Raw genomic sequence first — 12406 nt, 5'->3', positions numbered from 1 at the left:
CGATTCAGGCTTCCTTGCGGCAGATAATTTCTCCGTGCAGGACGCTGAACCAGCCGTCCTCTCGGGCGCCCCACTCCCGCCAGGCCTCGGCCGCGGCCCTCAGCCCCGCCTCGTCGGTGTGTCCGCCCTCGACGGCCCGGTCCGCGTACGCCGACGCCAGGGTGCGGTCGGCCCACAGCCCGCTCCACCACGCCCGCTCCTGCGGCGTCGCGAAGGTCCAGGTGCCGGAGCTCGCCGTGATGTCCCTGAGCCCGGCCCGCAGGGCCCAGGCCTTCAGCCGGCGCCCGGCGTCCGGTTCGCCGCCGTTGGCGCGGGCGACCCGACGGTAGAGGTCCAGCCAGATGTCGAGCCCCTCGGACGCCGGATACCAGGTCATCGCCGCGTAGTCCGCGTCCCGCACGGCGACCAGGCCGCCCGGCCTGACGACCCGCCGCATCTCGCGCAGCGCTCGCACCGGATCGCCCACGTGCTGGAGCACCTGGTGGGCGTGGACCACGCAGAACGTGTCGTCCGGGTAGTCCAGGGCGTGCACGTCGGCGACCGTGAAGTCGATGTTGGCCAGCCCCCGCCCGACCGCCGTGGCACGCGCCTGCTCCAGGATCTCCGGCGCCCGGTCGACCCCGGTGACCTGTCCGTCGGGCACGAGCTCGGCCAGATCGGCGGTGATCGTGCCCGGTCCGCAGCCGACGTCCAGGATCTTCATGTCGGGCGTGAGCGAGGGCAGCAGGTACGCGGCCGAGTTGGCGGCCGTCCGCCAGGTGTGCGAGCGCAGCACGGACTCGTGGTGCCCGTGCGTGTAGACGGCGGTTTCCCTGGGTTCCGGCATGGCGGATCCCACCCCTTCCGGTCGGGTCGGCGTGAGATCACCGTACGCGGGAATGCCGCATAGTGAGACCGCCATCCTGAGATGTGGACTGACAGTACGTCAGGGATGTGCGACCTGCGCCAGGACCACCTCATGCACGAGGATCTCTTCGCCGAGGGGGGAGGACGGGTTCGAGGCGGGGTGGCCATCGGCCCGAAACCGGTTTGCCCCGGGCACCCGCGCCCCCACAGAATCGGCCCCATGGGTCACCTCGAAGCCGCGCATCTGGAGTACTACCTGCCTGACGGAAGGGCGCTGCTCGGTGATGTCTCGTTCCGGGTGGGCGATGGGGCCGTCGTAGCCCTCGTGGGGCCCAACGGCGCCGGGAAGACCACCCTGCTGCGGATGCTCGCCGGTGAGCTCAAACCGCACGGCGGGTCCGTGGTCGTCGGCGGCGGGCTCGGGGTCATGCGGCAGTTCGTCGGATCCGTACGCGACGAGACGACCGTGCGGGACCTGCTGGTGTCCGTGGCGACGCCCCGCATCCGCGAGGCGGCCCGCGCCGTGGACGCCGCCGAGCACGCCATCATGACCGTCGACGACGAGGCCGCCCAGCTGAAGTACGCGCAGGCCCTCGCCGACTGGGCCGAGGCCCGCGGCTACGAGGCGGAGACGCTGTGGGACATGTGCACGACGGCCGCGCTGGGGGTGCCCTACGACAAGGCGCAGTTCCGGGAGGTCCGCACCCTGTCCGGCGGCGAGCAGAAGCGGCTCGTCCTCGAGGCGCTGCTGCGCGGCACCGACGAGGTACTCCTCCTCGACGAGCCCGACAACTACCTCGACGTCCCCGGCAAGCGGTGGCTGGAGGAACGGCTGAAGGAAACCCGCAAGACGGTTCTCTTCGTCTCCCACGACCGCGAACTCCTCGCCCGCGCCGCCCAGCGCATCATCTCCCTGGAGCCCGGCCCCGCCGGTGCCGACGCCTGGGTGCACGGCGGCGGTTTCGCCACCTTCCACGACGCCCGGCGCGAGCGCTTCGCCCGCTTCGAGGAGCTGCGCAGGCGGTGGGACGAGAAGCACGCCCAGCTGAAGAAGCTCGTGCTGAACCTGCGTCAGGCCGCGGCGGTCAGCCATGAGATGGCCTCCCGCTACGCGGCCGCGCAAACGCGCCTGCGCAAGTTCGAGGAGGCCGGACCGCCCCCGGAACCGCCGCGCGAGCAGGACATCAGGATGCGGATCAAGGGCGGCCGCACCGGCGTCCGGGCGGTCACCTGCGCGAACCTGGAACTCACCGGCCTGATGAAGCCCTTCGACCTGGAGGTCTTCTACGGCGAGCGCGTCGCCGTCCTCGGCTCCAACGGCTCCGGCAAGTCGCACTTCCTGCGGCTGCTCGCCGGCGACGACGTGGCGCACACGGGGGAGTGGAAGCTGGGCGCGCGGGTCGTGCCCGGGCACTTCGCGCAGACGCACGCGCATCCGGAGCTGGAGGGCCGCACGCTCCTCGACATCCTGTGGAAGGAGCATGCACAGGACCGCGGAGCCGCCATGTCCCGGCTGCGCCGCTACGAACTCACCCACCAGGCGGAGCAGACGTTCGAGCGACTCTCCGGCGGCCAGCAGGCCCGGTTCCAGATCCTCCTGCTGGAACTCCAGGGCGTGACGGCGCTGCTGCTGGACGAGCCGACCGACAACCTGGACCTGGAGTCCGCCGAGGCGCTCCAGGAGGGCCTGGAGGCCTTCGACGGGACGGTCCTCGCGGTCACCCACGACCGCTGGTTCGCCCGCTCCTTCGACCGCTTCCTGGTCTTCGGCAGCGACGGCCGGGTCCGGGAGACCCCGGACCCGGTGTGGGACGAACGCAGGGTGGAGCGGGCCCGTTAGGACCCGGGCCCGCTCCGGTTCACTTCCAGCGCAGCAGCGCCCCAAGGCCGCCCAGGGGGACCTCCCGCTCCGACACCGACAGCGCGGGCGCGTCCGTGGCCACCGCGGAACGGATCAGCGCGTCGTCGGCCCGGGCGGGCCATGCGTGCTGCTCGCCGAGGATCTTCAGGTCCGTCCGGCGCACCGCGAGCTGATCGGGATCCTCCCCGATCCACACCTCGCGGTGCGCGTCCGGGCCGTCCACCCTGATCAGCAGCTCGTCGATACGGTGCTCCCGGGCCGCCTCGACCAACGCGGGCACGCCCTCGACGGCCCCGGTCCGGCCCTCGTCGTCCGGGGTGCGGGCGGCGCGGAAGCGTTCCAGCTCCGCCTCCGCCTGCCGCCCCACGTGCTCGGCCCGGGCCCGCTCCACATCCTCGTCCAGGAGCCGGCTGCCGGTGCCGTGCGGCGCCTCGACCACCAGGTCGTGCAGCCGCTTGGGCAGCCGCTCGTGCACGGACCGCCGCTCCCGGTCGTCTCCGACCAGGATCAGCAGGTCGGCCTTGGTCTCCTCCTGGCACACGGCCAGCGCGTCGGCGATCTCCGCCGCGTTGTGCTCCCAGGTGTTCTCCACCCGCAGCTGGAAATGCCGCTCGGACCAGTCCGCGGTGCTCGTCCGGTGCACCGGCCACTGCCGCCCGGTGACACTCCCGGCGTCCTCCCGGCCCAGCGCACTGCGCAGCTCGAAGTCCGCGCCCTTGCGGTCGACATACGCCACCACGCACACCGGGTCCTCGCCGGCCAGCTCCAGCAGGGGCGCGACCCGGGGCAGCGGCGCCCATTCGGCCCAGTCGCCGCCCTGCGGGGGACGCACCAGCGGCGGGTCGAGAACGACCTCACCGGCACGGGCGAACAGGGCCCTGCCGTGCGGTTCGGACGAGTGCCGCAGATCCTCGATCGCGCTCCGCACCGCACCGCAGGTCGCCTCGTCCGCCCCCTGCGCGGCCAGCTCCCGGGCCATCGCCTGGGCCGTCAGCTCCCGCTCGTGGGGGGTGCCCTCCGTGTGACGCGAGGTGTCGACGTACACGGAGGCCCAAGGCCCGGGGTGTTCGTACAGTGGGTGCAGAAAGGCGAGATCCATAGTTCCTCCCGGATGCCGCTCGGGGACGTGCTCACTTGCTCCGGGGGCGGGTACCCGGACCGCACAGACGAACACGACGAGCGGGGCGACACGATGACCGGAGTGGACCCTGACCGGCTGGACGACCAGCAGCTCATGAAAGAGCTGGAGACCATCCACCGCACGCGCCACGACACACTGCTGTACGGCTCGAACGACGCGCTGCGCGCCCACAACGAGCGCATGGCGCAACTGGAGGGCGAGTACCTGCGCCGCAACCCGCGCCGCCCGGTGGCCGCGGGCCGCACACGGGAAGGGGCCCGGGAGCGGGGGAGCGGGGAGTCCGCGACCCCCACCACCCCCGGCACCTGAGCCCCTCGAAGGACCCGGCCGGAGCGGGACCGGCACGAGACGATCTCACCGGCGCCGACCAAGGTCAGCTGAGCCGCACGGCACCTTGCTCGGCGGGCTCACGACGCCCTGCTCGGCGGGCCGGGCTGCCGCTGCTCCCGGGCGCCGGCGATTGCAGCAGGCCGCCTGATCAGGCGGCCTGCTGCGCGAAGACGTCGAGGAACGTCTCGCAGAACGCCTTCAGATCGTCCGGCTTGCGGCTGGTGACCAGCTTGTTCGCCCCGTGGTCACAGACCGTGACCTGCTTGTCGACCCAGGTGCCGCCCGCGTTGCGGATGTCCGTCTGCAGGCTCGGCCACGACGTGAGCTCCCGGCCCCGTACGACGTCCGCCTCGACCAGCGTCCACGGCGCGTGGCAGATCGCGGCCACGGGGCGGCCCTGCTCGAAGAAGTCCCGGACGAACGCGACGGCCTTGTCGTCCATCCGCAGGAAGTCCGGGTTGGCGACGCCGCCCGGCAGTACGAGCGCACCGAAGGAGTCCGGCGAGGTGTCGCCGACGACCTCGTCCACGGGGAACCTGTCCGCCTTGTCGAGGTGGTTGAAGGCCTGGATCTCGCCCTGCTGCGTCGACACCAGCACGGGCTCGTGCCCCGCGTCCTTCGCGGCCTGCCACGGATCGGTCAGCTCGACCTGCTCGACGCCTTCAGGGGCGACCAGAAACGCGATACGCATGATGTTCGGTGTCCTTTCCGGGAGTGATGCGGTGCTCCAGCGCGCCGCGGCACTCCACGCGTCGTTCTCGTCCTTCTGCTTCTCGTTCTTCCCGCGTGTGCTCAGGCATCGCCCCGGGTGTCCGGCTCGGCCCGGCTGATGTCGGCGAGCGCCGACGCGGGATCCTCCACCTCGGCCACGTCGCCCAGGCTCACCACCCCGACCGGCAGCCCGTTCTCCACCACCGGCAGCCGGCGCACCGCGTGCTCGCGCATCAGTGCCACGGCGGTCGCCAACCGGTCCTCGGGCGTCACCGTCACCGGATTCCTCGTGCACACGGCCTGCGCGCTGACCGCCATCGGATCGGTGCCCTCGGCGATGGCCCGCACCGTGATGTCACGGTCGGTGAGCACGCCGATCACGTACTGCCCCTCGGCCACCACCACGTCGCCGATGTTCTGCGTGCGCATCAACTGCGCCGCCTCGACGAGCGAGGCGTCCGGGCGCACGGCGACCACACCCGCTGTCATCACGTCCTTGACCTTCTCGGCCATCACTCGGGCCTCCCCTCCGTTCACCGGCCCGTGGGGGCACCGCGGTACATCGCGATGCCCCGGCGCGGTCCCTACGCGTACTCCCGCGGCCCGGTCTCACGGGCCCGGATCAGGGCCTGCGCCAGTTCCTGGACATTGCCGTAGCGCTCCTGGCGCGGCAGCCCCTCCAAGGCCTCCACCAGGGCGTCGGGCGCCTGGTGGCCGCGCAACGCGCGGGCCAGCTCGCGCGGGCTCGCGGGGAACGCCCTACGGCCCAGGATCCGGGCCAGCTCCAGGCGCACCGACTCGAGAGACGTCGGCGCGCGGCTCGGCGTCACCGGCCCGTGGGCGACCTCGGGGTCGTCCTCGGCGGCCGGTTCCGGGTCGTGCCACTCCTCGCTGCGCGTGGGATGCCCGGACCTGAGCAGACCCTGGAGTTCGTGTTTCATCTCGTCGTCCCGGTGGACGCTCAGCCGGTCGCTGCCTCGCTGCATGTCTCCCTCCAGACGTTCGGGGGCCCGCACCGCGTACCCGAACACCGGGAGCCGACACAGGGTCCGCCGCCCCGATCGCCGCCGTCCCCGCTGGTTTGCGCCACGCCCCGCGGGAGACCCGGACCGCACCCCCCACACCTCTCTGGGGAAGGACCCGTCATGGCGATGCTCGCTGTGCTCATCCCGCTGCTCATGCTCGGAGTGGTGCTGGTGCTGGGGCGTTACGAGGAGATGCTGCTGCCGCAGGAGGACGCCGGCCGGCGTGAACCGGCCGGCGTGCCTCCCGGGGCCGCGGCCACCGCTTCTCCCGCCCCGGCGGGAACTCCCGCACCTTCGCCCTGAAGCCCCGCTCGACCATCGATCCCGGGTCCGCGTCGCCCTTGAGGATCGACGCGGCGGTCGCCTCCATCTGATCCCAGGTGGCCTGCGGTGGGATCGATGGGACAGCCGGAACGGCCGGGGACTTCCACACCGCGGGGCCGTCCTTCTCCAGCGCGGTCCGCCGGGCCGCCTCCACCCATGGCCGCGTTCCAGGGCGGTCGGCCATGCCGAGTTCGGCGGCCGTCTCGGGCTCCTCGTGCCGCGAAATGCGCGAAACGCGGCTCGTTCTCGACCCTGCCCCACGCGGCGAGTCGGCCGTCCCGTCGATGCCGCCACCGGGATGGCCGAAGACCTGCTCCCCGCTCCACTCACGCGGCCTCCGCGGGACATGGCCGGCGAGCTCGGGTGCTCATGAACGGCCTGCCGCACGCAGGGGGACGGGGCCGGCGGTACGCGTCACGCTGCGCGACGGCGGAGAACGCCTCGGGTTTGCGTGGGGTGGCCGGGGGCAGGCGCACCCCAGTGCTTCGGACAGGAGGCACGCCCGTGGAAGCGGCGCCGCGCGCCGGGCCGAGGCCCCGTCCGACAGCGGACGCGTTTCCGCGGTGACCGTCCGACCAGAGCACTTTCCAGCGAATGCGACGCATCATGCCGACCCGAAGCAGCGCGAAGCAGCACCCCCACCACGACGCCCCCGACACCGCCGAGGCCTTCCGCAGGCTCGCCTCGATGCCCGACGGCCCGCAGCGCGACGCCCTCCGCGACGAGATCGTCGAAGCCTGGCTGCCCATGGCGGACCGCCTCGCCGGACGCTTCCGCAGCCGCGGCGAGAGCTCCGAGGACCTGCGCCAGGTCGCGGCCCTCGGCCTGGTCAAGGCCGTCGACCGGTTCGACCCCGAGCGCGGCCACGCCTTCGAGAGCTACGCCGTGCCGACGATCACGGGCGAGATCAAGCGGCACTTCCGGGACCACATGTGGACCCTGCACGTACCCCGCCGCGTCCAGGACCTGCGCAACCGCGTGCGTGTCGCCGGCCAGGACCTGTCCCAGACCATCTCGGGCCGCCGCCCCACCGTGGCCGAGATCGCCGAGCACACGAACCTGAGCGAGGAGGACGTCCGGGCCGGTCAGGAAGCGCTGGAGAGCTTCACGGCACTGTCCCTGGACGCGGAGCTGTCCGGCAGCGAGGACGGATACTCCCTGGGCGACGCGCTCGGGTCCGCCGATCCCGCCCTGGACACCGTCGTCGACCGCGAGTCCGTCAAGGCCCGGCTGGCGGCGCTGCCGGAGCGGGAGCGGACGATCCTGTACATGCGGTTCTTCGACGACATGACGCAGAGCCGGATCGCCGAGGAGCTGGGGATCTCGCAGATGCACGTGTCCCGGCTGATCAGCCGGTGCTGCGGCCGGGTGCGGGAGCAGGTCCTGCGAGACCTGGCCTGACGCCGGGCTCCGCCACTTTCACCCGGTCGAGTGGCCCTGTCCCGCCAATGGGGCCTCGCCGCGCGCCACCGCACAACGGCCTGGCTGTCATGGCAGAGGGGTATGACTACCGAAGGAGTCCCCTCGATGCGCCGCAGCCTGCACGCCCTGTCCGTCGCCGCCCTGGCCGGTTCGGCCCTGGTGGGCTTCGCGCCGGCGGTCTTCGCCGAACCGACCGCCGAGGTCAGCCCCGCCACCGTCCGGCCCGGGGACACGCTCACCGTCTCGGTCAGCTGTGCTCCGACCGACGGGCCGCCACCCGACACCATCGACGCCACCTCGCAGGCCTTCGACGACGGCATGGTGCCGCTGCGCCGGGTCACCGGCAACGACGACGCGGTGTCCGGCCCGGCCTACCGGGGCACGGCCCGCATCGCCTCCGCCGAGAACTTCGAGGGCGATCCGGACGCCGAGGGCGAGGACTCCGCCTGGACCGTCGACGGCACCTGCCCGGCCCCTCCCGGCGGCGAGGGCGAGCCGTGGAGCGCGACGTTCACCGTGGCGCACCGCTCGGGACCCCACGAGCCGTCGCACATGCCCACGCATCACCCCACACACCACCCCACCCACAAGCCCTGTCCCGAGCCCACCCACCACCGCGCACCGCACTCCACCGAGTGCGGCGCGGCGGTGATCGAACGCGGGGTGCGGGCCGGGGACGGCGGCGCCTTCACCGACTCCGTGCCGGCCCTGGTCGCGGGCGGAGTGCTGATCGCGGGGGCGCTCGGAGCCGCCGCCCACCGGCTGCGTCATCGGGAGCACGATCCCCGCCGCTGACCCGCCCGGCTCGTCCCACCGCTCCGGAGGGACCCGGCTTCCCGGTCCGGGCCCGCTCATGCTGTGACCGTCACGACTCTGCCGGGCGCCCTTGGGGCGGCGGCACTCTGGGTACTCGGAGGCCGAGGGCACGAGCCGCACCGTACGGGGCACCGGGCAGCGGACGGGGCACGCACTGAGGGCGACATGACACGGCGGTACCAGGCACTGCGGAGGTACGGATGCGGCGGACGGCCCCGGAAGGTCACGGCCCTGTCCGGTTCGGGCCGCCGCTGCCCGAGGACGGACTGCCCCTCCTGCCCGAGCTGTCCGCGGTGCTCGCCGCGGCGGCGTCCCGGGGCGACCATGAGCCGGTCGGCGGCAGTCAGGCCTTGCGTGAGGCCGCCTGCGGCTACTGGGACCGGCGCGGACTGCACTGCCGCCCGGACCGGGTGGCCGCCGCCCCGGGCTCGCCCGCGCTGCTGCTCGCACTGACCGCGGCGCTCGGCGGCGACGTCCTCGTACCGAGACCCTGCGCCGCCTGGTGGGCGCCGTACGCGCGCCTGCTGGGGCGCCCCGCCTTCCAGGTGCCGACCCCGCCGGAGAGCGGCGGCGTTCCCGACCCGTACGCGCTGCTGGAGACCGTGCGCCGGGTCCGCGCCGAGGGCGGCGACCCGCGTCTGCTCGTGCTGTCGGTCGCCGACGACCCCACCGGGACCGTCGCCCCGCCCGAGCTGCTCCACGAGACCGTCGAGGCCGCCCAGGGGGCGGGCCTGCACCTGGTCAGCGACGAGACCTGGCGCGACACCCTGCACGACCCGCACGACACCGTGCTGCTCAGCCCCGCCGAGATGGTCCCCGACCGGGTCACCGTCGTCACCGACCTGGCCGGCGCCCTGCTCCCGCCCGGCTGGCCTGCCGCCGTGGCCCGCTTCCCGTCCGGCGGGGAGGGCGACGGCCTGCACGCGCGCGTGCTCGACGTCCTCACCGCCCTCGACGCACGCGTCGCCGCGCCCGTCGCCGCGGCGGCCGCGCACGCCCTCGGCGAACCGGAACCGGTCACCGCGCGCATGGCGCGCACCGTGCGCCTGCACGCGCTCCTGGCCGCCGAGGCGCACTCCGTCGTCGTCGCCGCGGGCGCCCTCGCCCGTCCCCCGCGCTCAGGCCGCCACCTGTACGTGGACCTGGCCCCGCTGCGGCCCGCGCTGAACGCGCACGGCGTCGGCGACGCACAGGAACTGGAGGACTTCCTCACCGCGCGCCTTCGCATGCCTGCCCCGGGCGGGCACCGCTTCGGCGACGACCTCGAAGCCCCGCGCGTGCGGCTTTCCACCGGCGCACTGGTGGCCGGTTCAGACACCGAACGCGCGGAATGCCTCACCTCACCCGCGCCGCTGGAACTGCCGCACGTGCAGCGCGCGTTGATCCAACTGAAATCGGTCTTCGACGATCTCCGCGACGAAGCTCAGCGATGGGAGCCTCCTCGATGACGCAGCAGTCCCAGTCGACCACCCGCACGGCCACCCAGGAGTCCGACGAACCCGCGCTCCCGTCGCCCCTCGCGCCGCCCTGCCCACCCCTGGCCGAACCTCGGCCACCGGCCGAGCGGCGGGTGTGGCCGCGCAGCTTCCACGACCGGCTGACCGCGCCGCTGCCGGGTCTGAAGGCCATGGCCCGCTTCGCCCGTGAGGGCGCGGTGAGACCGGGCCCCGAGGGCCTCGCCGACATCCCCCGGCTGCCGTACGCCCCGGCCCCGCTGCCCCGCGTCGACGCCCGCACCGTCGCCGTCACCTGGGCGGGACACGCCAGTTGGGTGCTGCGCATCGGCGGGCTGACCGTCCTCACCGACCCCGTGTGGTCCCGCCGCATCCTCGGCACCCCGGCCCGGATCACCCCCGTGGGCGTCCCCTGGGAGGACTTGCCGCGCGTCGACGCCGTCGTCATCAGCCACAACCACTACGACCACCTGGACGCCCCCACCCTGCGCCGCCTCCCGCGCGACACCCCGGTGTTCGTCCCGGCCGGGCTCGCCCGCTGGTTCCACCGCCGCCGGTTCACCCGCGTGACGGAACTCGACTGGTGGGAGGCGGCCGAACTGGACGGCGTCCGCTTCGACTTCGTCCCGTCCCACCACTGGTCCAAGCGCAGCCTCACCGACACCTGCCGCAGCCTGTGGGGCGGTTGGGTCCTCACCGACCGGGACGGCCGACGCGTCTACTTCGCGGGCGACACGGGCTACGGGCACTGGTTCTCGCGCATCGGCCGCCGCTACCCCGGCATCGACCTGGCGCTGCTGCCCATCGGCGCCTACGACCCCCGCTGGTGGCTCAGGGACGTCCACTGCGACCCGGAGGAGGCGGTCCGCGCGGCCCAGGACCTGGGCGCGAGCCGGATGGCCCCCATGCACTGGGCGACGTTCGTGCTGTCGGCGGAGCCGGTGATGGAACCGTTGACGCGTGTGCGAGTGGCCTGGGGGAAGGCGGGGCTGCCCCGGGAGAACCTGTGGGACATGCCCGTGGGCGCCTCACGCGTGCTGTCCGGGGACTGACCCTCAGGAGCGCGGGGAGCCGCGCACCCACCGCACCACCGTCGGCACCAGGCTGATCAGCAGGGTCAGCGCGATCGCCGCCACCACGCCCTGCCACGGCTTGGCGAACAGCGACCCGCCGAGTATCCCGATGAGCTGATACGTCGCGGCCCAGGCCAGACAGGCCGGCAGGTTCCCCCGGGAGAACCTCCGTATCGGCCACCGGGCCAGCAGGCAGGCCAGCATCACCGGGATGCGTCCCGCCGGCACCAGCCGCGACAGCACCAGCACGGCGACCCCGTGCGCGGCGAGCTTCTCCTGCGCCTGCTCCAGCCGGCCCTCCGAGGCCCGTGACCGGAGCGCCTCCAGCCACCGCGACCCGTTCTTCGACTTCAGTCCGCGCCGCCCCAGCCAGTACAGCGCCGCATCGCCCAGGAACGCCGCCAGCGACGCCGTCACGAACACCATCGCCAGGGAGAACGGCGCCGTCCGGTGCATGGCGACCACCGCCGCCGAACTGACCAGCGCCCCCGTCGGGATCACCGGCACCAGCGCTCCGGCCAGCACCAGCAGGAAGAGCGTCGGATACCCGATCGCCTGCTGCGTGGCCTCCGACACCAGGGACACCGGTGTCACGGCCGACACCGCGAGCGCCCAGGGCGCGGACCAGCTCACCGCGCGCCTTCCAGGCGCACGCTCTCCCCGTGCCCGAGCCGGTGCACCGCCACGGCCGGAGCGTGCCGGGCCGCCAGCCGGACGAACTCGTCCCCCGGCGCGTGGAATTCGTGGGGACGTACGGCGTCCATGCCGATCGGCCAGTAGGTGCCGTAATGCACCGGCACCGCACTGCGCGGCGCCAGCCGTTCCAGCGCCTGTGCCGCCCGGCCCGCGTCCAGGTGCCCCTCGCCCAGGCACGGTCCCCAGCCGCCCACCGGCAGCAGCGCCACCTCGACCGGCCCGACCTCCTTGGCCATCTCGTCGAACAGGCCGGTGTCCCCGGCGAAGTAGGTGCGGGCCTCACCGGCTATGACGTAGCCGAGGGCGGGGGAGCGGTGCGGCCCGAACGGCAGCCGCCGCCCGTCGTGCAGCGCGGGCACGGCCCGTACGACGATGTCGCCGACCGGGGTCTCGTCCCCGGGGGCGACCTCGCTCACCCGCAGGTGTGTGAGCCGGCGCAGTCCCGGCACCGCCCGGCGTGCGCCCCGGGGCACGAGCAGGCGCGTGCCCGGCGCGAGTCGCCTCAGCGACGGCAGATGCAGATGGTCGGCGTGCAGATGGGAGACCAGCGCCACGTCCGCGTGCGGGGCGCCCGGAGGCGGCAGGGCCCCGCGCCGGCGGCGCAGGTGTGCGAGCCGGCGCGCGAACAGGGGGTCCGTGAGCACGCGCACGTTCGAGTCCTCGACGGTGCAAGTGGCGTGACCCCACCAGGTGATCTCCACCGGCAC

Annotated in this window: 14 protein-coding genes and 1 pseudogene; 7 read left to right on the top strand and 8 right to left on the bottom strand. The window is 73.6% G+C overall.

Annotated features, from left to right (window positions below):
• Positions 1-4 precede the first annotated feature (4 nt).
• Entirely contained in the window at positions 5-826 is an 822-nt protein-coding gene (locus tag ABTX62_RS19925) for a class I SAM-dependent methyltransferase (protein ID WP_352117389.1), read from the bottom strand.
• Positions 827-1066: 240 nt separating this feature from the next.
• Between ABTX62_RS19925 and ABTX62_RS19920 the strand changes: the two genes are divergently transcribed.
• Positions 1067-2686 (top strand): ATP-binding cassette domain-containing protein, encoded by a 1620-nt coding sequence (locus ABTX62_RS19920; RefSeq protein ID WP_352117388.1) that lies wholly within the window; start codon positions 1067-1069, stop codon positions 2684-2686.
• 19 nt (positions 2687-2705) lie between these two features.
• Here ABTX62_RS19920 and ABTX62_RS19915 read toward each other — a convergent pair whose 3' ends face one another.
• On the bottom strand, positions 2706-3806 hold the full coding sequence (locus tag ABTX62_RS19915; protein ID WP_352117387.1) for a baeRF2 domain-containing protein: 1101 nt from the start codon (positions 3804-3806) through the stop codon (positions 2706-2708).
• 12 nt (positions 3807-3818) lie between these two features.
• On the opposite strand from ABTX62_RS19915, the gene ABTX62_RS19910 reads away from it, so the two are divergent.
• A complete protein-coding gene (locus ABTX62_RS19910) occupies positions 3819-4157 on the top strand; it encodes a DUF6158 family protein (protein WP_352117386.1) in 339 nt (112 codons plus the stop codon).
• Positions 4158-4326: 169 nt separating this feature from the next.
• Here ABTX62_RS19910 and ABTX62_RS19905 read toward each other — a convergent pair whose 3' ends face one another.
• From ABTX62_RS19905 to ABTX62_RS19895, 3 genes are all read right to left on the bottom strand, one after another.
• Positions 4327-4869 (bottom strand): type 1 glutamine amidotransferase domain-containing protein, encoded by a 543-nt coding sequence (locus tag ABTX62_RS19905; RefSeq protein ID WP_352117385.1) that lies wholly within the window; start codon positions 4867-4869, stop codon positions 4327-4329.
• A gap of 101 nt (positions 4870-4970) precedes the next feature.
• A complete protein-coding gene (locus ABTX62_RS19900; protein ID WP_352117384.1) occupies positions 4971-5402 on the bottom strand; it encodes a CBS domain-containing protein in 432 nt (143 codons plus the stop codon).
• A 71-nt stretch (positions 5403-5473) separates the two neighbouring features.
• Complete coding sequence (locus ABTX62_RS19895) at positions 5474-5875, bottom strand: DUF2795 domain-containing protein (RefSeq protein ID WP_352117383.1); 402 nt, start codon at positions 5873-5875, stop codon at positions 5474-5476.
• Between the two features lie 159 nt (positions 5876-6034).
• On the opposite strand from ABTX62_RS19895, the gene ABTX62_RS19890 reads away from it, so the two are divergent.
• On the top strand, positions 6035-6217 hold the full coding sequence (locus tag ABTX62_RS19890; RefSeq protein WP_352117382.1) for a hypothetical protein: 183 nt from the start codon (positions 6035-6037) through the stop codon (positions 6215-6217).
• Here ABTX62_RS19890 and ABTX62_RS19885 read toward each other — a convergent pair.
• A pseudogene (locus tag ABTX62_RS19885) lies at positions 6174-6392 on the bottom strand (thiamine pyrophosphate-requiring protein); the annotation flags it as partial. The gene ABTX62_RS19890 and the pseudogene ABTX62_RS19885 overlap by 44 nt on opposite strands.
• Before the next feature lie 452 nt (positions 6393-6844).
• Here ABTX62_RS19885 and ABTX62_RS19880 point away from each other — a divergent pair.
• The 4 genes from ABTX62_RS19880 to ABTX62_RS19865 all read left to right on the top strand — a co-directional run bounded on the left by ABTX62_RS19880 (position 6845) and on the right by ABTX62_RS19865 (position 10982).
• Positions 6845-7639, top strand: coding sequence for an RNA polymerase sigma factor SigF (locus ABTX62_RS19880; RefSeq protein ID WP_352117431.1), 795 nt, complete (start codon positions 6845-6847; stop codon positions 7637-7639).
• 126 nt (positions 7640-7765) lie between these two features.
• Positions 7766-8455 (top strand): hypothetical protein, encoded by a 690-nt coding sequence (locus ABTX62_RS19875; RefSeq protein WP_352117381.1) that lies wholly within the window; start codon positions 7766-7768, stop codon positions 8453-8455.
• A gap of 221 nt (positions 8456-8676) precedes the next feature.
• Complete coding sequence (locus ABTX62_RS19870) at positions 8677-9924, top strand: aminotransferase class I/II-fold pyridoxal phosphate-dependent enzyme (RefSeq protein WP_352117380.1); 1248 nt, start codon at positions 8677-8679, stop codon at positions 9922-9924.
• The gene (locus tag ABTX62_RS19865; RefSeq protein WP_352117379.1) at positions 9921-10982 is read left to right on the top strand and encodes an MBL fold metallo-hydrolase; all 1062 of its coding nucleotides are present in this window, start codon (positions 9921-9923) and stop codon (positions 10980-10982) included. The genes ABTX62_RS19870 and ABTX62_RS19865 overlap by 4 nt, the downstream gene beginning before the upstream one ends.
• A 3-nt stretch (positions 10983-10985) precedes the next feature.
• Here the strand turns inward: ABTX62_RS19865 and ABTX62_RS19860 are convergent, their stop codons facing one another.
• On the bottom strand, positions 10986-11636 hold the full coding sequence (locus ABTX62_RS19860) for a DedA family protein (RefSeq protein WP_502997982.1): 651 nt from the start codon (positions 11634-11636) through the stop codon (positions 10986-10988).
• Complete coding sequence (locus ABTX62_RS19855) at positions 11633-12406, bottom strand: MBL fold metallo-hydrolase (RefSeq protein WP_352117378.1); 774 nt, start codon at positions 12404-12406, stop codon at positions 11633-11635. The genes ABTX62_RS19860 and ABTX62_RS19855 overlap by 4 nt, the downstream gene beginning before the upstream one ends.

The sequence above is a fragment of the Streptomyces sp. NPDC096046 genome (assembly GCF_040303285.1).
Taxonomy (GTDB): domain Bacteria; phylum Actinomycetota; class Actinomycetes; order Streptomycetales; family Streptomycetaceae; genus Streptomyces.
This window is presented reverse-complemented; position numbering and strand designations above follow the sequence as displayed.